Annotated in this window: 19 protein-coding genes and 1 riboswitch; of the genes, 6 read left to right on the forward strand and 13 right to left on the reverse strand. The window is 43.9% G+C overall.

Annotated elements, in window-relative coordinates; translation table 11 throughout:
• The first annotated feature begins 11 nt into the window (after positions 1 to 11).
• Positions 12 to 758: a DUF6873 family GME fold protein gene (locus NOG13_RS03605; RefSeq protein ID WP_283110914.1), complete on the forward strand. Its 747-nt coding sequence runs from the start codon at positions 12 to 14 to the stop codon at positions 756 to 758.
• A gap of 93 nt (positions 759 to 851) precedes the next feature.
• A complete protein-coding gene (locus NOG13_RS03610; RefSeq protein WP_283110915.1) occupies positions 852 to 1,850 on the forward strand; it encodes a tyrosine recombinase XerC in 999 nt (332 codons plus the stop codon).
• 1 nt (position 1,851) lies between these two features.
• Here NOG13_RS03610 and NOG13_RS03615 read toward each other — a convergent pair whose 3' ends face one another.
• From NOG13_RS03615 to queA, 7 genes are all read right to left on the reverse strand, one after another.
• Positions 1,852 to 2,691, reverse strand: a complete 840-nt coding sequence (locus NOG13_RS03615) for a YesL family protein (protein ID WP_283110916.1) — start codon at positions 2,689 to 2,691, stop codon at positions 1,852 to 1,854.
• Positions 2,692 to 2,703: 12 nt separating this feature from the next.
• Positions 2,704 to 3,594, reverse strand: coding sequence for a tyrosine recombinase (locus tag NOG13_RS03620; RefSeq protein ID WP_283110917.1), 891 nt, complete (start codon positions 3,592 to 3,594; stop codon positions 2,704 to 2,706).
• A gap of 20 nt (positions 3,595 to 3,614) precedes the next feature.
• Positions 3,615 to 4,178 carry a stage II sporulation protein M gene (locus tag NOG13_RS03625; RefSeq protein ID WP_283110918.1) on the reverse strand — a complete coding sequence of 188 codons (564 nt, stop codon included), beginning with the start codon at positions 4,176 to 4,178 and terminating at the stop codon, positions 3,615 to 3,617.
• A gap of 406 nt (positions 4,179 to 4,584) precedes the next feature.
• On the reverse strand, positions 4,585 to 4,995 hold the full coding sequence (locus NOG13_RS03630) for a TIGR04086 family membrane protein (protein ID WP_283110919.1): 411 nt from the start codon (positions 4,993 to 4,995) through the stop codon (positions 4,585 to 4,587).
• An 80-nt stretch (positions 4,996 to 5,075) separates the two neighbouring features.
• The gene (yajC, locus tag NOG13_RS03635) at positions 5,076 to 5,402 is read right to left on the reverse strand and encodes a preprotein translocase subunit YajC (protein WP_283110920.1); all 327 of its coding nucleotides are present in this window, start codon (positions 5,400 to 5,402) and stop codon (positions 5,076 to 5,078) included.
• Between the two features lie 64 nt (positions 5,403 to 5,466).
• Positions 5,467 to 6,597 (reverse strand): tRNA guanosine(34) transglycosylase Tgt, encoded by a 1,131-nt coding sequence (gene tgt, locus NOG13_RS03640; RefSeq protein WP_283110921.1) that lies wholly within the window; start codon positions 6,595 to 6,597, stop codon positions 5,467 to 5,469.
• Between the two features lie 30 nt (positions 6,598 to 6,627).
• Positions 6,628 to 7,653 carry a tRNA preQ1(34) S-adenosylmethionine ribosyltransferase-isomerase QueA gene (gene queA, locus NOG13_RS03645; protein WP_283111144.1) on the reverse strand — a complete coding sequence of 342 codons (1,026 nt, stop codon included), beginning with the start codon at positions 7,651 to 7,653 and terminating at the stop codon, positions 6,628 to 6,630.
• Between the two features lie 124 nt (positions 7,654 to 7,777).
• A riboswitch (Lysine riboswitch) is annotated at positions 7,778 to 7,952 on the forward strand.
• Between the two features lie 156 nt (positions 7,953 to 8,108).
• Between queA and asd the strand changes: the two genes are divergently transcribed.
• From asd to NOG13_RS03665, 4 genes are read left to right on the forward strand one after another with little or no spacing between them, the layout of a single operon-like run.
• Entirely contained in the window at positions 8,109 to 9,188 is a 1,080-nt protein-coding gene (gene asd, locus NOG13_RS03650; protein WP_283110922.1) for an aspartate-semialdehyde dehydrogenase, read from the forward strand.
• Positions 9,189 to 9,236: 48 nt separating this feature from the next.
• A complete protein-coding gene (gene dapA, locus NOG13_RS03655; protein ID WP_283110923.1) occupies positions 9,237 to 10,127 on the forward strand; it encodes a 4-hydroxy-tetrahydrodipicolinate synthase in 891 nt (296 codons plus the stop codon).
• Positions 10,128 to 10,153: 26 nt separating this feature from the next.
• On the forward strand, positions 10,154 to 10,906 hold the full coding sequence (gene dapB / locus NOG13_RS03660) for a 4-hydroxy-tetrahydrodipicolinate reductase (protein WP_283110924.1): 753 nt from the start codon (positions 10,154 to 10,156) through the stop codon (positions 10,904 to 10,906).
• Positions 10,907 to 10,918: 12 nt separating this feature from the next.
• A complete protein-coding gene (locus NOG13_RS03665; protein ID WP_283110925.1) occupies positions 10,919 to 11,380 on the forward strand; it encodes an ACT domain-containing protein in 462 nt (153 codons plus the stop codon).
• 44 nt (positions 11,381 to 11,424) lie between these two features.
• On the opposite strand, the gene rlmH is transcribed toward NOG13_RS03665, so the two are convergent.
• The 6 genes from rlmH to NOG13_RS03695 form a co-directional block, all read right to left on the reverse strand.
• Positions 11,425 to 11,904, reverse strand: a complete 480-nt coding sequence (gene rlmH / locus NOG13_RS03670) for a 23S rRNA (pseudouridine(1915)-N(3))-methyltransferase RlmH (protein ID WP_283110926.1) — start codon at positions 11,902 to 11,904, stop codon at positions 11,425 to 11,427.
• A gap of 9 nt (positions 11,905 to 11,913) precedes the next feature.
• Positions 11,914 to 12,708 (reverse strand): MBL fold metallo-hydrolase, encoded by a 795-nt coding sequence (locus NOG13_RS03675; protein WP_283110927.1) that lies wholly within the window; start codon positions 12,706 to 12,708, stop codon positions 11,914 to 11,916.
• 47 nt (positions 12,709 to 12,755) lie between these two features.
• On the reverse strand, positions 12,756 to 14,039 hold the full coding sequence (gene murA, locus NOG13_RS03680) for a UDP-N-acetylglucosamine 1-carboxyvinyltransferase (protein WP_283110928.1): 1,284 nt from the start codon (positions 14,037 to 14,039) through the stop codon (positions 12,756 to 12,758).
• 236 nt (positions 14,040 to 14,275) lie between these two features.
• Positions 14,276 to 15,577 (reverse strand): peptidoglycan DD-metalloendopeptidase family protein, encoded by a 1,302-nt coding sequence (locus NOG13_RS03685; RefSeq protein ID WP_283110929.1) that lies wholly within the window; start codon positions 15,575 to 15,577, stop codon positions 14,276 to 14,278.
• A 507-nt stretch (positions 15,578 to 16,084) separates the two neighbouring features.
• Positions 16,085 to 16,537 carry an S-ribosylhomocysteine lyase gene (locus NOG13_RS03690; RefSeq protein ID WP_283111145.1) on the reverse strand — a complete coding sequence of 151 codons (453 nt, stop codon included), beginning with the start codon at positions 16,535 to 16,537 and terminating at the stop codon, positions 16,085 to 16,087.
• Positions 16,538 to 16,551: 14 nt separating this feature from the next.
• On the reverse strand, positions 16,552 to 17,448 hold the full coding sequence (locus NOG13_RS03695; RefSeq protein WP_346347666.1) for a zinc dependent phospholipase C family protein: 897 nt from the start codon (positions 17,446 to 17,448) through the stop codon (positions 16,552 to 16,554).
• Between the last annotated feature and the right edge of the window lie 10 nt (positions 17,449 to 17,458).

Here is a 17,458-nt window from a genome sequence, read left to right on the forward strand (position 1 = left end):
GGGGTCGAGAAATGCATTATATTGAAAATCCAGGTTTACCGGAAACAGAGGTTAGCCTTGCCGCTGTTTCCGGTACATATCCAGAATTGATTGATGCTCTGCATCAATGTGGAATCCAAACAATTCCCGTCTTGCCGGAAAGGGGTAAATCGGAATGGCTGGCCGGTCATTCCGATTTACATATTTTTCATGCCGGTGGGTGCAATCTCTTTCTTTCTGCCGGAACAGGCAGGCTGAAGCAAAACCTTCTGCAGTACGATTTCAGAATTACAGAATTGCCATACGTCATTTCAAGTCCATATCCAGATGATGTGAGACTGAATGCACTGTTACTCGGCAAAAAGGCAATTGTTAATCAATTAACAATCGGGAAGGAAATTTTCGATTACATAATAGCCAAGAAATATCGAATCATTTCCGTAAAACAGGGATACGCAAAATGTTCAGCAGCGGTGGTTGATGAAAATTCGATTATAACTTCAGACAGTGGCATTGCGAGGGCGGCAGCGCAGGCTGGAATCGAAGTTCTGAAAATAACAGAGGGATTTATCAGACTCAAAGGTTTTCAGTATGGTTTTATCGGTGGAGCGTGCGGCAAAATCAGCAAACATAAAATTGCGTTTTGCGGAAGAATTCAGGATCATCCGGATTATCCATCTATCAAAAAATTTCTGGAAGCCAGAAAAATTGAACCGGTTGTTTTAGCAGATATTCCGTTGACAGACATTGGGGGAATTATCCCATTAATGGAGTTTTGAATTTTTTTATTTGACAAGCTCCGGGAGAAAAAATATAATAGGATTATACAAAATAAATATTTTGTATAAATTAGGGGAGGCATCTTGCGAAAAATGAGCTGCGATCCATTTCAAGAAGCACCGCCGATTATTCGGGAGTTTCTCGGATATATCGGTACGATCAAAGGAAAATCTCCGAAGACTGTTTCCGAGTACTATTTAGACCTCAGAACTTTTTTCCGATACATGAAGCTAAAACGTGGTCTTGTTCCGAAAGATGTTGATTTTGAACAAATCAAGATCGACGATATAGACTTGGATTTCATTAAAACAATTGATTTAACACAAGTCTTTGAATATATGAATTTCCTTGCTACGGAAAGAAAAAATGGCGTTGCTACTCGTTCCAGAAAAGTTTCAAGCCTAAGGAGCTTTTTTAACTACCTTACAAACAAAACCGGCAAACTGAGCAAAAATCCTGTTCAGGAGCTGGAAACGCCAAAATTAAAAAAAGCACTGCCAAAGTATTTGACTTTGGAACAGTGCCTAGAATTACTATCAAAAATTGATGGAAAAAACCGCGAACGCGATTATTGCATCATAACGCTCTTTCTGAACTGCGGTATGCGGTTATCGGAGCTTGTTAATCTTGATTTAAATGATGTTCATTTCAGCACTCAAACCATAAAAATTACCGGCAAAGGCAACAAAGAACGCATGGTCTACTTGAACGACGCATGTATCGACGCGCTGAAAAAGTACCTTGCTGTTCGGCCAAGAGACGGAGTAATTGATAAAAAAGCTCTCTTTATCAGCGGTCAACGCAAAAGAATTAGCGCTAAGACGGTGCAATACATAGTGAAAAAATACCTTGCCCAAATCGATTTGGGCGGCCCCGGCTACTCAGTTCATAAACTGCGTCACACCGCAGCCACCCTTATGTATCAGCATGGTCATGTCGATATCCGAATTCTCAAAGACATCCTCGGCCACGAAAACCTTGGGACCACCGAAATTTATACACATGTTTCCAATGAACAGATGGCTAAAGCTGCAAAGTCAAACCCCTTGTCAGGTGTAAAGCAAAAGCGCCGCGAGAAGTCCGATGAGTGAATCAGATGCGGTCAACGAAGTCTGATTCCACTTCTTCATCTTCGGATTCATCTTTTTTGTTTTCTTTTTGCATTTTCAGGTACGGTTGAATCATCATTTTATCCACGAGCGGATATACTGCGAAGTTAATGAGAAAAGAGCAATAGGCAAAAACCAGGAAAATTGTGAAGCAGACCATGATAATGATTGTGAGAGGCATAATAATTGAAACGAAATATAATACGACCAAAAGAGCCAAAAGAAGCGTTGTGATAAAGTTGGGTAACAGACCAATAATCGCAAAAATCAAGGAATTTTTGAGAATTTGGGTCAGTTTCAAATCAAACGTGACAATCATAACAGGAACATAATATTGGCTGCAGAGCACGATATAGGATATTACAATACAAAGGACTGTAGCAATTGTACCAATTATGTTCTGGGAGCTAAGATTGTGGTAATAGCTGATTGCAACAATCATTATATTCGTGAAAACATAAACAAGAATTCCATTTACCAAAAATGGCTTCCAATTGTTTTTTACTGCGTCCACGAAATCCGAAAAAATAAAGGCGTGCTCTTCCCTAGCGTAATTTCTCGTTACAAAGGTCAATCCTGCACAGAATGGAGAAAGAAGAATCAGTGGAAGCAGGTCAATCGCAACGATTGGTGTGATTGTAGACACGAAGTAGCAAAGCGCTGCTACAGCAGCAACCGGTATACAGAAAAGAAGGTTTAATTTAACCAGATCAAAAAACTTTCGCTGTAAAATTGAAAAGAAACGCGGCACAGGTTTTAACGGCGGAGCGTTCTTTGGAACGCCAGGCCCTGGCTTGTCATAATTTCCAAACAGCAAGCCCATTGATTTTCACTCCTAACTTAATTTTGCCCTTGGATGGCAATGATTATAGACTTCCTTAAAATGATCATTCATCATGCGGACATAGATTTGCGTCGAAGAGATGTCCGCATGTCCAAGCATAACTTGTATATCTTTTAAGTCTGCCCCGTTTTCCAGCAGATGCAAAGCAAAAGAATGTCTCAAAGTGTGAGGAGTTATTTCCTTGGAAATCTTCGCTTGTTTCGCATACTGTTTGACGATTTTCCAAAAACCCTGTCTTGTCATTCTTCGGTTGTTTACACTTAGAAAAAGCGCTTGTCCACTTTCTGGGGACGATATTTTGGGGCGAACCCGAAGCAAATAATCGGAAACAGCGTTGACAGCGGCCGCATAAACGGGTATTTCACGGTTCGATTTGTTTCCGCGGCAATGTAAAATTCCAGCGTTCAGGTCCAAATCGTCAATATTAAGGGAAATAAGCTCTGAAACGCGGATACCGGTTGCGTAAAGCAGTTCCAGCATAGCCTTGTCCCTGCAGCCCTTCAGAGTTTTGGTATCCGGTTGGGAAAGCAGCAGCTCTGTTTCGTTTCCGCTTAATATCTGAGGAAGTTTTTTTTCGGGTCTCTTCAAAACGATTTGCTCAACAGGATTTGATGTGACTTTTCCTGATGCAAGAAGAAAACCGAAATAACAGCGAAGCGAAGCGATATTTCTAAGGATGGTAGCATCCGATTTGCCTTGATTGGACAGATACTCAATATATTTTAACATACATTCTTTATTTATCAAATACGGCTCAATATGAATGTTTTCACAGAACAACAAAAATTGTTTGAGATCGCGAAGATAAGAACCTGCCGTATTTACAGAAACAGACTTCTTATTTCGCAGATAATCTTCAAATTCCGAGAGATGATCTACCATAACCCCTCTCTCCCCCTTTATCAAAACGAAAAAAATCCCCCAAACAGCGCAGACATCAGAGTGTCTACAATCGCTGCAACACAAGCAAACCCTAAAAATCCGGCAAAACGGGTTATATAAGTTCTGATTGGCTTCCCGCCGGGTGCGTAAACTTTATGAAGCGCGAGTGACCGGGAATAGCGCATTCCTTCCAGAGTGGCGAGCAAAATGGCTATGCAGCACAAAAAGGCTCCGGGAAGTATTACGGATAAATTATATAGAAACCCCTTCCATCCGTACGTTGCATACAGAAATCCGGACGTAAGCCCAAGGCCAAAGCCTCGAAAAAATGGAATGGCAGGCAGTAAAAACGCCCCCCATATCGAAAGCCCGCAGAGAAAACAAGCCAGAATAAACAGAAAAGCCGAGGCAAATGAAGCAGAGAAGATTGTTACAAACGGCTGATCCAATCTTGCTTTGAAATTGCCCGCAAATAAAAAGTCGAGGCGGCTGATTGACCGGAAACCGGCGTTCCGAGATACAACCGCACCTACTGTCATGCCTGCAAGGAGTAAAAGAGCTAGCAGGCAAATCGCTTTATTCATTATGATTGCCTGCTTTATGTCGTTGCACAAATCCATGAAACTGGACTTTCTGCCATATTTTCTATAATGCGGTCTGTAATGCGGGAAATGAATCGCTAAGACGCTCATACATTTCATTCCTTCCGGAATATACTGATAAAATGTATGTTGGACAAAGCGGTTCTATGTCAGCACGAAATTTTTTCGCCGGAGCATCCAGATATTTCCCGCAAGAATAAATTGAGGGACAGCCTTCTGTCCCCTATCAGCGTAATGGCTAATATTATCTCATATTCCGAACTGTGCAAGCACTGTGCAAGCAGAGTAAAAAAGCCTGAGCTTATACTCAGCCCCAACAGTTTTTGTCCTGTGATTATGGGAGTTTTGCTGAACATTATTATAGCACGCTATAATCTTTAGGAAAAGGTTATTTTCGGCGGGATTTTCCGTTAACGGCAAGCAGACCGCCGATTCCGCCGGAAAGCAGCATCATAATTAACCGCATGAACACTTCTGCGCTGGTGTGACCCTGTGAAACTGCAACGCCGGCAACGAAAAAAATTAAAAATAGAAGCAGCCCGGCTGCGCTTCCGCAAAGAAGGCCTCTTTGCTTTGTAAATTTTACCGTTACGATTCCAGCCACAAAGGAACTGATTATGGTTACAGCTATGATGAATGCTGAAAGAAAATTATGAGGAATACTTTCCGCAGAAACAAAGGCAAAAGCAAGGCAAGCGAGAAGAAGGGCACACACCAATGCTCCTACAACAGAACCGATTACCACAGCACGGATAGTGAGAAGTACCGTTTTTTGGCCGGAAGCACCAGATTGTCTCATGAAAAAGCCGCCCCCTTCAATAATCCATACAAATAGATATTCTTAGGGAGCGGCTGATATTCATAAAGGTTTGGAGCAGATTAATCTGCGTCGTCATGAATTGTAAGAACGCTTCCGACTGCCCATTTCTTAATTTTTAGCTTTGAACGGTCAGTACCGGTTTCAATGATGAACGCTTCGTTGTCTTCTTTAATACCAACGACTTTGCCGACGATTCCGCCGATTGTCACGATTTCGTCACCAATTTGGATGCTGTTGCGCATCTTTTCTTCTTTTTTCTTCTTCTTGTTCTGCGGCAGAATCAACAGAACATATAGAAGGATGAAGAAAAAGACCATGTAGCCTATTGCAACCCAGATGCTTGTGGACGAATCTGCTGCTGCGGCGGCCAGATAATGAAAAGACATTAAGTTTACACCTCCATAATGATGTTTTGATTATACCAATAATTCTGACCAGGCGCAAGCAATTTCAGATTCTTTGTCCAAGTACTTTTACATAGCGGGCAAAAAAGCTCTCAAAATTACCTGCATCAAGTGCTTCCCTGATCTTTTCCAGCAGAGTATTGTAAAAGTAAATGTTATGCATCACGCATAAGCGCATTGCAAGCATTTCTCCGCTCTTAAACAAATGGTGAATGTAAGCCCGGCTGAAGTTTCTGCATGTTGGGCAGTCGCACTGTGGATCCAAAGGAAGTTCATCCAGCTCATATTTTGCATTGAGCATATTGCGACAACCTTCCCAAGTAAAGGCGTGCCCATGTCTGGCGTTTCGTGTAGGCATAACGCAGTCAAAAAGGTCAACACCGCGCCGAACAGCCTCAAGAATGTTTGTGGGAGTGCCTACGCCCATCAGGTAGCGGGGCTTGTCCGCAGGCATTTCCGGCTCCACCGCTTCAATCACACGGTACATTTCTTCTGCACTCTCACCTACTGCCAGCCCGCCGATTGCGTATCCGTCCAAATCAAGCTCCCGAATTCGTTTCATGCAGTCAATTCGCAGGTCCTCGTATGTGCTTCCCTGATTGATGCCAAACAGCATCTGTTTCTTGTTGATTGTGTCCGGCAGAGCATTGAGACGGTCCATTTCCTTCTTGGAGCGGTAAAGCCAACGTATGGTGCGCTCGCAAGAGGCTTTGGCATAGTCATATTCTGCGGGATTTTTGACACATTCGTCAAAGGCCATGGCAATTGTGGAGCCTAGGTTTGATTGAATCTGCATGCTTTGTTCGGGCCCCATGAAAATTTTGTGGCCGTCGATATGAGAAGCAAAGGTGACTCCTTCTTCTGTGATATTACGCAGCTTCGCAAGGGAAAAAACCTGAAATCCGCCGCTGTCGGTCAAAATTGGGCCGTCCCAGCGGGTAAATTTCTGAAGTCCACCGAGCTTTTTCACGATTTCGTCGCCCGGGCGCAAATGAAGGTGATATGTGTTGCAAAGCTGGACTTGACATTTTAGTTCTTTTAGGTCCAGCGCAGAAACGGCACCTTTAATTGCACCACAGGTTGCTACGTTCATAAATGCAGGAGTCTGAATCGTTCCGTGAGGAGTAACAAATTCTCCGCGCCTTGCTTTACCTTCCAATTTTATTAAGCGATACATGGAATCAAAAACACCGCATTTCCCAAAAAATCAATAAATAAACATCGCGTCGCCGAAGCTGAAAAAGCGATATCTTTCCTGAACAGCTACACGATATGCATTCATCGTGTGATCATACCCGGCTAGCGCTGCAACAAGCATAATCAACGTGCTTTCCGGCAAATGGAAATTCGTAATCAATCCATCCATAGCCTTAAACTCAAAACCGGGATAAATGAAAATATCGGTCCAGCCTGCGCTCTCTTTGATACATCCCTCTTTTGCCGCGACACCTTCCAGGGTACGGCAGCTTGTTGTTCCGACGCAGATGACCCTACCGCCGTTTTTCTTTGTTTCATTGATAATATCCGCAGATGCTTTTGGCATAAAGTAATGCTCGGAATGCATCTTATGCTCCGTAATTTTTTCCACGGTTACCGGGCGGAAGGTGCCTAAGCCGACATGAAGCGTTACAAAGGCGAGCTTGACTCCCTTTTTCTGAATCCTTTCCAACAGCTCAGGTGTAAAGTGCAATCCAGCCGTTGGGGCAGCGGCAGAACCGACTTCTTTCGAGTAAACCGTCTGATAGCGCTCCTTATCCTTCAATTCCGATTTGATATAATGCGGAAGCGGCATCTGACCAATCTTGTCCAAAATTTCATAGAAGTTGCCGTCGTAGGTAAAGCGAGCAAGACGGTTACCGTCTTCGACAATGTCGAGAATTTCTGCCTTCAGTTCACCGTTGCCGAAAGTGAAACGTGAACCGGGCTTTGCGCGCCTGCCCGGACCTGTAAGGACTTCCCACACGTCGCCTTCCTTGTGATTGAGCAGAAGAAATTCTACTTTTGCTCCGGTATCTTCTTTAATACCGAATAATCTTGCAGGCAGAACACGAGAGTCATTCAGCACAAGGCAGTCGTTGGGGTTCAGGTAGTCGATAATATCGCGAAAATGCTTATGCTCGATTTCCCCGGTCTTTTTATTCAAAAGAAGAAGCCTAGAGGAATCTCTCGGCTCCACTGGCGTTTGTGCTATCAATTCTTTCGGAAGGTCATAATAAAAGTCGCTTGTTTTCATTTCATTTAGGTTTAATCCCATTCTATATAATCTCCTATTTATAATTTACCTTTTACCCGCAGTCTATTATAAATAAATTGACAACTAATAGCAACACATGGTATTATATTTTTAATTTAATAATCCCGTAGATAGAGGCGCAGAATTTATGATTAGCTGCCGGGAGACCGCCGTGGGTCGAGGAATGGCTGTGAAAGGAAATTCTGCCGAAGGGAACGCTTGACGGATTGCGTTTGCCTGGTCGTGATGCGAATAGTGTCCCGACTGTCATCATTTATTGATGGAGCGCTATCAAATCAATGTGCTGCAAGAGTTGCAGCATCGTTCGATTTGTATTTATTCTCCATAAATGATGACCGGTTTTAGAACCGGCTTTTTTATTATCTATTATCTTGGAATATTGTCAGATTTTTCTTCCAATATTATCATAGAATATTATAGGAGGTTTTCACAATATGAAGAAGTATCGCGTAGGAGTGATCGGTGCAACCGGCATGGTGGGTCAGCGCTTCATCACCTTGCTGGATAACCACCCGTGGTTTCAGCTTGCCGTGCTTGCAGCAAGTTCACGTTCCGCCGGAAAGACTTATGAAGAGGCCCTTGGCGGTCGTTGGCAAATGACCACTCCCCTTCCCGAGCGCGTTAAAAATATGGTTGTATATGACGCAGAAAAAGACAAAAAGAAGATTGCTGAGAGTGTAGATTTTGTTTTCTGCGCCGTAAATATGGATAAACAGAAAACGAAAGAGCTAGAAGATGCTTATGCTCAATTGGAATGTCCGGTTATCTCGAATAACAGTGCACACCGTGGTGACCCCGATGTTCCGATGATTATTCCTGAAATCAACCCGGATCATGCTGTTGTCATTGAGACACAGCGCAAACGTCTTGGAACAAAACGTGGCTTTGTTGCTGTAAAATCGAACTGTTCCATCCAAAGTTATGTGCCTGCAATTACGCCCCTTCTTGATTTAGGCGTTACAAAAGTACTTGCATGCACTTATCAGGCAATTTCAGGTGCAGGAAAAACTTTTAAGACATGGCCTGAAATGGTTGACAACCTAATTCCGTTTATCGGGGGTGAAGAAGGAAAATCTGAGAATGAACCATTGAAGGTTTGGGGGCATGTTGAAAACGGCATTATTGTTAACGCCGTAAAGCCGGATATCACAACGCAGTGCCTGCGTGTCCCCGTTTCCGACGGCCATACGGCGGCGGTCTTTGTTTCGATGGAAAAGAAAATTCCGGTGGAAGAAATCATTGCAAGATGGGAGAATTACAGCGGCGAGCCTCAAAAGCTGAAACTGCCAAGTGCCCCGAAACAGTTCCTGCATTATTTCCATGAAGATGACCGCCCGCAGGCAAGACTTGACCGCAACCTTGAAAACGGAATGGCTATTTCCATCGGCAGACTCCGCGAGGATACCCAGTATGACTACAAGTTTGTCAGTCTCTCTCACAACACCCTGCGCGGTGCAGCCGGCGGCGGTGTTCTGATGGCAGAACTTCTCTGTGCCAAAGGTTACCTCGATTAATCTCTGTCTGCAACGATAAACCCGATTCCTTACGGGGAGGCTATGAACATGAAAAAAGAATTGTTTACCGGTTCCGCCGTGGCACTGGTTACGCCGATGCATGCGGACGGTTCTATCAATTATGATACGCTCGGAAAGCTCGTAGATTATCATCTTCAGAATGGTACCGATGCGATTGTAGCCTGCGCCACAACAGGTGAATCACCAGTGCTGAGCCACGAAGAGCACTGTAAGGTCGTTGAATTCATTGTCAAGCGTGTCGCTAAGAAGATTCCTGTAATTGCAAGTTCAGGAAGCAACAACACTGCTTATGCGCTGGAGCTTTCCAAAGACCTACAGAGTGTCGGCGCCGATGGCCTTCTGATGATAACGCCGTATTACAATAAAACGTCACAGGTTGGTTTTGTGAAGCATTTTACTTACATTGCTGACCACGTTGACCTCCCGATTATCTTATATAATATCCCATCCAGAACTGGATGTAATATTATGCCGGAGACCTATTTTGAGCTTTCCAAACATCCCAATATTGTGGGAACAAAAGAGGCAAACGGCGATCTTGCAGCGGCTGCTAAAACCGCGGCGTTGTGCGGCGAGAATCTTGCCATCTATTCCGGCGAAGACAATCTGACGCTCCCGATTCTTTCCATCGGCGGAAAGGGCGTCATCTCAACCAGTGCGAACATAATTCCAAAAGTTATGAGCGATATCTGTCATCTCGATTTCCAAGGGAATGAGAAAGAAAGCAGGCAGCTGTTTTTAAAGTATCTCGACGTAATGAACACTTTGTTCATCGACGTCAACCCGATGCCGGTTAAGGCTGCGATGAATATGGTTGGTTGGGACTGCGGCAAATGCCGCCTTCCCCTTACTGAAATCAGTAAAGAAAATGAAGCCAAGCTTCGCCAGACTCTTCAAAAATACGGATTGCTTGCCTGAATATTAAAAAGGAAGTTTCAAGAGGTATGCTTAGAATTATTTTAAGCGGGTGCTGTGGCTCCATGGGTGCTGCAGTCACATCCTGCGCGAAAAGCATGGACGATTGTAAAATTGTAGCAGGAATTGATATCAAAAACACCGCGATTTCAGATTTCCCTATTTTCAGCCAACCCAAGGAAATTACGCAAGAGGCGGATGTCCTGATTGATTTTTCAAACCCTTCCCTACTGGACTCGCTGTTGGACTTCTGCCTTGAAAAGAGCGTTGCTGCTGTTCTTTGCACAACAGGTTATTCGCAAGAGCAAATCAGTAAAATTAAGCTTGCGTCAAAACAGATTCCGGTGTTTTTCTCCGGAAATATGTCACTCGGTGTGAATTTGCTGATTGAGCTTTCAAAAACTGCCGCAAAGGTTCTCGGAAACAGTTTTGATATCGAAATTGTTGAGAAACACCACAACAGGAAATTGGATGCTCCAAGCGGTACAGCACTTATGATTGCCGATGGTATTTCTTCCGCACTCGGCAAAGAGATGCACTATGTCTATGATCGCCATTCACAGCGTAAGCCTAGAGACAAAGCTGACATTGGAATTCATTCCATCCGCGGCGGTACGATTGTCGGAGAACATGATGTGATTTTCGCCGGTCAGCACGAAGTGATAACATTGTCGCACAGAGCGGAGTCACGCGATATTTTTGCCTTGGGCGCCTTGAATGCGGCTAAGTTTTTGTCACGTCAAGGCGTAGGACTTTACAGTATGCCTGATTTATTAAAATAGGAGGTCTTTTGCATGGCACTCTCACCAAAAGTATCCGTAAAAGAAGACATCACGCTGATTGTCCTGCAAGATTGCCCACCGGAACTGAACTTTGTTGCTGATGTATTTCAGAAAATCGGCCAGCTCGGTGTAGACGTTGACATGATTTCCTTAGCGCCGTCCCAAGGTTCAAACACTTCTGTGTCCTTCACAATCGCAGATGCTGACCTTGACAAGATACTTAGCTTTACATCTGAACTTCGCGACAAAGTCCGTGTAAAAGCGATTGTAAGCAGCGGAAACTGCAAAATTTCCGTCTATGACCCGAATATGGTGAACGCACCGGGGCTTGCTGCACAAGTCTTTGCAGCTGCTGCTAGTGTTGATTGCGATATCAGACTGATTACGACTTCTGAAGTTGATATTTCCCTTTTGGTTACGGCTGCGGATGCACCGGAAACGGTGAAGGCTCTGAAAAGCAAATTCAGCGCGTAAAACTGAATTGAATACAAAAAAGCTCAGCAGATTACTGCTGAGCTTTATTTATGATATTTTCCGTGATTGATAATTTGAAAAGCGCGGTAAATCTGTTCCATCAGCATAACTCGAGCAAGTTGATGCGGAAATGTCATTGGAGAGAAAGAAATTCGTAGATCGGCTTTTTCTTTCACACGTTGACTCAACCCAAAAGAACTCCCGATAATAAAATCAATTGAGCCATAACCTTGAACACCATAAGATTCCATTTTTTCGGCAAACTCAACGGAAGAGAACTGTTTCCCTTCAATGCATAAAGCAATTACCTTGGAGCCGGTTGATGCTTTTTCAATCCACTCCCCTTCTTTCTCCAAAGCAGCAGCAATCTGCGCTGCGGAAGGGTCTGACGGAAGGCGGCATTCCGGCAGTTCCGTCAAGCTGAAATTACAGAATTGCCCTAACCGTTTTTCATATTCGGCGAACGCATCGCGCCAATAAGATTCTTTTAATTTTCCGACACAAATCAAATGAAGCTTCATCATGGCAATTTCTCAAAAAACAATCGTACGGGTCTCCGTATTTGCAATCGGAGCTACATACAGTTCAAAGTCGATTCCCTGCTTCATTCCGGACATGCGCAGAGAACAAAGCGAAGTCTGGAAGGCAAGTTCTGGTGTGTTATTCTCCCGGCTTAAGTGGGCGAGTACAAAACGCGTTGAACCATTGCGAACAAGATATTCCAGTTCGGCAGCGCAGTCGTCATTGGAAAGATGTCCGGTTTTCGATAGAATCCGGCGTTTCAAAACATACGGATATGGTCCGTTTTCCAACATTCTTACATCATGATTCGATTCGAGCACAACAAGGTCTGAGCCCTCCAGAGAACGCCGAACCTCCTCCGAAAGATAGCCCAAGTCTGTGGACAGAGCTATTTTTCTGCCATCCGGTAAATCAATGCGGTAGCCGGAACATTCTGCACTGTCATGAGGAATCGGAAACGGAGAAATCTTCATCCCAGCTGCTTCAATCCCTGTTTTTGGAATTACAAAGGACTCGATTTTGTCGTTCACGCAGCCCATTTTTTGGAGCGCATTTAGCGTGCCTGACGAAGCGTAAACGGGGATTTTTAAGCGCGAGGCTAAAACACGCAGTCCTGACACATGGTCGGAATGCTCATGTGTAACAAAAATTGCCCTAATTTTAGCGGGGTCAATGTCACAGGCTTTGAGCATTTCTAATATTTGTTTTGCAGAACGGCCGGCATCAATCAGAATTCCGTCAGTTGCCGAGCCTATGTAATAACTGTTTCCAGTGCTTCCACTGAAAAGCGGACAAAATCTGGCCATATTTCCCCCAAAAGAAAAAGGATTGGCAGCAACCAATCCTTTTGTTATTAGATTGCCTGTGCAGCCTCAGGCTCAGGAATGTGAACACGTCGTATATCTGCACCGAGCTTGCGAAGCTTTCCTTCAATATTTTCGTATCCACGCTCAATTTGTTGAATATTTTCAATCTGTGTAACACCGCGTGCGCAAAGACCGGCAATTACAAGCGCGGCACCTGCACGCAAGTCAGTTGCTTTTACAGGCGCTGCATCAAAGTGATCAATTCCCTCCACAATCGCTAATTTGCCATCTACGGAAATTTGAGCACCCATGCGCTTCAATTCTTCAACATAACGAAAACGGTTATCCCATACGCTTTCGTTTATGATGCTTGTCCCTTCGGCGAGGGAAAGAAGCACGGCAATTTGAGGCTGCATATCTGTCGGAAAGCCCGGGTGCGGCATTGTCTTGATATTGCACTTGTGCAGTTTTCCATTCCTGCATACGCGAATGGAATCATCGTATTCTTCAACCGTTACGCCCATTTCTTCCAGCTTGGCTGAAATAGACTCAAGATGTTTCGGAATAACGTTGCGAACAAGCACGTTTCCGCAGGTTGCAGCTGCTGCAACCATATAAGTTCCAGCTTCTATCTGGTCAGGAATAATAGAATAGTTTGTACCGTTCAGTTTGGAAACACCGAAGATCTTGATTACGTCGGTTCCCGCGCCGCGAATATCTGCGCCCATTGAATTCAGAAAGTTTGCAAGGTCGACAATGTGCGGCTCTTTTGCCGCGTTTTCAATGATGGTATTTCCTTCAGCGCGAACAGCCGCCAACATAATATTAGCGGTCGCACCAACAGAGGCAACATCCAGGTAAATGCTGTTGCCAACTAATTTGTCTGCATAAATGTCGACCATACCGCCCTCGATACGGTATTTTGCGCCAAGTGCTGCAAATCCCTTCAGGTGCTGGTCAATGGGCCTTACACCAAAGTCACAGCCACCGGGCATCGTTACTACTGCATGATGGAAACGCCCGAGGAGTGCGCCCATCAAATAATAAGAACCACGCATATGGCGCGCAAGTTCTTCTGATGCAATATACGTGTTTATTGGAGTAGGATCAATTTCAATGGAAGCTTTATTAGGAATTCTGATTTTTGCTCCCAAATCATATAGAATTCGCGTCATGGAATTGACGTCGGTTATATTTGGAATGTTCTCAATACGGCATACGCCGTCAGAAAGAATGGTAGCGGGAAGAATTGCAATTGCCGCATTCTTTGCCCCGCTTATTTCAACTTCGCCGTTTAGGTTGTGTCCGCCAGATATCACAAACTTATCCAATCCGGTACGCTCCAATCAAAAAATCAAACATCAATATTATCTCACATTTGCGTGGAATATTGTGTTTGGAGTAAAGAACAAAAGAAAAGAATTCTGAAATTGTATGACAAACTTCCACACAACCACAAAATAACAACATATTGATGATAATATAAAAAACGCAAAAAGTCAACCGTATATCTACATTCTGCAGCTAAAAATTATTCTATTCAAAAATAATACGCTGTGTGCATAATCTACGAAACATAATTTCGTGGATTGACATGGGAACCTCCGACAATAACCTCAAAGTGGAGATGCGGACCGATGGAGTCTCCGGTACTTCCGACGCGGGCAATTGCCTGTCCTCTTGACACGGCTTGGCCGGCCGATACAAGCAGAGAACTGCAATGACCATACAGCGTCTTTTTCCCGTTTCCGTGGTTAATGATTACGCATTTGCCATATCCGTCGTTCCAACCTGCAAGTGTAACAACCCCGCCATCAGCGGCAACGATCACTTTTCCGTAGGCACCCGAGCCGGAAATGTCGATTCCTTTATGGAACGCTCCCCAGCGCGACCCAAACGTAGAAGTAATCATGTGAAGAGAAGGTACAGGCCACATGAATTTTCCGCTAGCGACGCCTTTTTCATTGACCGGCCGCTTTTTCGTTCCAGTGAGCACGATTTTGCTGATTGGCTGTTTTGTTACTGTCCTCTTCACGGATTCTCGTGAAACCTCTATCCCGTTTATATAATGTACGCGATCGACACAGTATTGCTTACCATCTACCCCTTCTTGCAATACTTTTACATAATCGCTGTATTTTGAATCGTCTTTCTTGGTTTCAGTTGAATAAGGGAGCGTGCCTTCGTAGGATATCGTTTTGATAACTTCCACTTCAAGCGTCGGGACAGCTACTTTCAGTTGTATCAAGTCTCCCGGATGAATCGACTCAGTGATATTCGGGTTCAGCTTGCGAAGATCACTGATTGACATGTTGTTTGCGGCGGCGATGAAAGTCAGTGTATCGCCTTCTTTCACCGTATAGGTGGTGCCGGCACTTGATTTTCCGTTAATGTAAGCCTGCATCTTGTCCGTTGAGATAATGGAAGAAATCGGGTACAAGCCGTTGATTACTTCCACATTCTTGACAAATTTGGCAGTCGCGTCTTTATCGTTCCCCTTTGCTTCGTTAAGATAATTTTGAAGCATATAACGAAGGTCGGCAGAACTTTTTACAGCTCCAATTAAATCGCCGTCAACATAGAGGCCACTGGCTTCATCAATGATGTCATTACTCTGCTTTATGAGTAAATCGCAGACCGCTTGCGTGCTCTTTAGCCCGGATTTATCACTTGTCAGCTTGAAAGCCGGCATAAACTGGATGCTCGCATCACTTTGTGATGAGCCATGAATCATGCGTTGATTGACAAGTTCACTCGCTTGTTCAAAGACTTTCTCATCCCGAATGGTCCCAATTGTTTTGCCTTGGTTAGAAAGTGTGAGGTTAAATTCTTGATTTTTCCAATAGCGAATCGAAGAAACAAGAAGCAAAATGCAGATAACCGAAACGCAGAAATTTAATGCAGTGGATAGTACACCCCGATGTGCGGAAGCACTTTTACGCAGGGAGTAAAAAAAGATAGAGCACGCCGCAAAAAAGTTTCTTTGTTTGGCTTTTTTTACACGTGCCCTAATTTTCTTAGCTCCACTTCGAGCAATTTTAACTTTATTCCACAGCCTGTACAAATTTACGCCAAGAGTAACCGAGTAAATATGCCTCAGGAAATACCCAATAGGCAGTAAATATGCAAAGACTCTCCTTCCTACTCTCTTTGAAGCGCGTATTGTCTGAATTCCGATGATATATGTGAAACGGCAAAAATCTCTAAAATGATTGCGCGTAAAGTTCGCAGTCATTTTCAAAAAGCAGACAATTGCGCTTTTTAGAGATACCTTCATAAGAGCCTTTCCTTCCGCGATTACAAAGTTGTAACTTATTTATTAATAATATAACAAAATCGTTATTTTTGCAACACGTAAAGGAAATTATATTGCTGTTTAATATTTCAATTTCGCTTCGGTCCAATCTTTGATGACAGGCAAAAATTCAGATACTCTTTGCTTTGCACCGGCGAGATCGTGATCAAGATAGTTGCCACATTCCTGCGCGGATGCCCCGGGGATTTCGCCTTCATAGTCCGCAATCTTTTGGAAGATGTCGATGATAAGCTGTACTGCTTCGCTTTGTGGGACATTACGGAGCAGAAAATAGAAACCGGTACGGCACCCCATCGGCCCAAAGTAAATCACACGGTCTGCATAAGAAGAATTGCGCGCAAATGTCGCAAAGAGGTGTTCTATGGTGTGCAGTTCTCCGTTTTTTAGGTATGGCGGCGTATTCGGGCGCACCATGCGGATATCATAAGTTGTAATATCGCCATCGACCCGTGAAACATAAATTCCGGGAAGAAGTTTTGTGTGGTCCACGCAGAAGCTTGCAATTTTTTGCATCATTTAACTCTCCTTTATAAAAATGGATTGTTTCCGAACAATTCGGCAAGGTTGGTGTTTTGGTCAATTCTTTTTAGAAATGTTACGCTTTCATCTATGGCTGATTCAAAAAGCTCAAAGAAACTTTCCGTATGCTCTCTGGAACTGTTTGTCGGATCTCTCCATGGTGAAGAAAGAATGTTTGCAAAGTCGAAATCATCATCTTCCATGACGCCGCGCAGAAAGCAGGAAAGCAGGTATTTTCCGCGCTTTCGTTCAAGGTAATTGAAAAATTGTGTCTTTAAGCCGGTTCGATCATTTTGTAATGCGGTGACAAAGCGGCAGTCCCTTTCCACGCGAATGATTTCCTTTTCAGAGTATTTTAATTGATATACGTTCTGCAAAACATAAACATATAGGGATGCGATGCTTTGCTTTACGAGCGGATTGTTGGGATAAGCCTTTTTTAGATTGAATTCAGTTGGAAGCATTTCGGATTCATATCGCAGCAAAATAACATCGAGGGATGTTTCAATCTTCGCGTGTAGAAAAGAATCCTTCGCTCCCGGATAATGGCTCCTGAATTCCTCTATCTGCGCATGAATAAAGGGGTGGCAAGTTCGATCAAGACTGTAGTGACACAGGAAACCAAGCCAATAGGAACGCGCAGCAAGGTCATCGGGATGCTGAATCGTGTACTCATTTATCGAATGAAAAAGCGGAAGCGGATTCTCTTTATGCATAAGCAAACCTGTATTTCTAAGGCTGAGATTTCGCTCCTTGGGCAGTGTAAATGAAGTATACAGAAAATCAGGCCCCTGTGCTCCCCACAGAAAAGCATCTTGATCTACGGGGGCTTTTCCACTTTGAACATAAGCTTTCAAAACTCGCAGAGCATGCAGGTAATGGCATATTAAGGCAGGCATCCCCATCAACACTCCG

The organism is Thermocaproicibacter melissae (assembly GCF_024498295.1).
In the GTDB taxonomy this organism is placed as follows: domain Bacteria; phylum Bacillota; class Clostridia; order Oscillospirales; family Acutalibacteraceae; genus Thermocaproicibacter; species Thermocaproicibacter melissae.

Coding starts and splice junctions, on each gene's coding strand:
- dapB (WP_283110924.1), top strand. CDS start 10,154: ATGCTTAGAATTATTTTAAGCGGGTGCTGTGGCTCCATGGGTGCTGCA.
- NOG13_RS03695 (WP_346347666.1), bottom strand. CDS start 17,448: ATGGGGATGCCTGCCTTAATATGCCATTACCTGCATGCTCTGCGAGTT.
- queA (WP_283111144.1), bottom strand. CDS start 7,653: ATGAAAACAAGCGACTTTTATTATGACCTTCCGAAAGAATTGATAGCA.
- NOG13_RS03620 (WP_283110917.1), bottom strand. CDS start 3,594: ATGGTAGATCATCTCTCGGAATTTGAAGATTATCTGCGAAATAAGAAG.
- dapA (WP_283110923.1), top strand. CDS start 9,237: ATGAAAAAAGAATTGTTTACCGGTTCCGCCGTGGCACTGGTTACGCCG.
- rlmH (WP_283110926.1), bottom strand. CDS start 11,904: ATGATGAAGCTTCATTTGATTTGTGTCGGAAAATTAAAAGAATCTTAT.
- NOG13_RS03675 (WP_283110927.1), bottom strand. CDS start 12,708: ATGGCCAGATTTTGTCCGCTTTTCAGTGGAAGCACTGGAAACAGTTAT.
- NOG13_RS03625 (WP_283110918.1), bottom strand. CDS start 4,178: ATGAATAAAGCGATTTGCCTGCTAGCTCTTTTACTCCTTGCAGGCATG.
- NOG13_RS03665 (WP_283110925.1), top strand. CDS start 10,919: ATGGCACTCTCACCAAAAGTATCCGTAAAAGAAGACATCACGCTGATT.
- yajC (WP_283110920.1), bottom strand. CDS start 5,402: ATGTCTTTTCATTATCTGGCCGCCGCAGCAGCAGATTCGTCCACAAGC.
- NOG13_RS03630 (WP_283110919.1), bottom strand. CDS start 4,995: ATGAGACAATCTGGTGCTTCCGGCCAAAAAACGGTACTTCTCACTATC.
- asd (WP_283110922.1), top strand. CDS start 8,109: ATGAAGAAGTATCGCGTAGGAGTGATCGGTGCAACCGGCATGGTGGGT.
- NOG13_RS03615 (WP_283110916.1), bottom strand. CDS start 2,691: ATGGGCTTGCTGTTTGGAAATTATGACAAGCCAGGGCCTGGCGTTCCA.
- NOG13_RS03690 (WP_283111145.1), bottom strand. CDS start 16,537: ATGCAAAAAATTGCAAGCTTCTGCGTGGACCACACAAAACTTCTTCCC.
- NOG13_RS03605 (WP_283110914.1), top strand. CDS start 12: ATGCATTATATTGAAAATCCAGGTTTACCGGAAACAGAGGTTAGCCTT.
- tgt (WP_283110921.1), bottom strand. CDS start 6,597: ATGTATCGCTTAATAAAATTGGAAGGTAAAGCAAGGCGCGGAGAATTT.
- NOG13_RS03610 (WP_283110915.1), top strand. CDS start 852: ATGAGCTGCGATCCATTTCAAGAAGCACCGCCGATTATTCGGGAGTTT.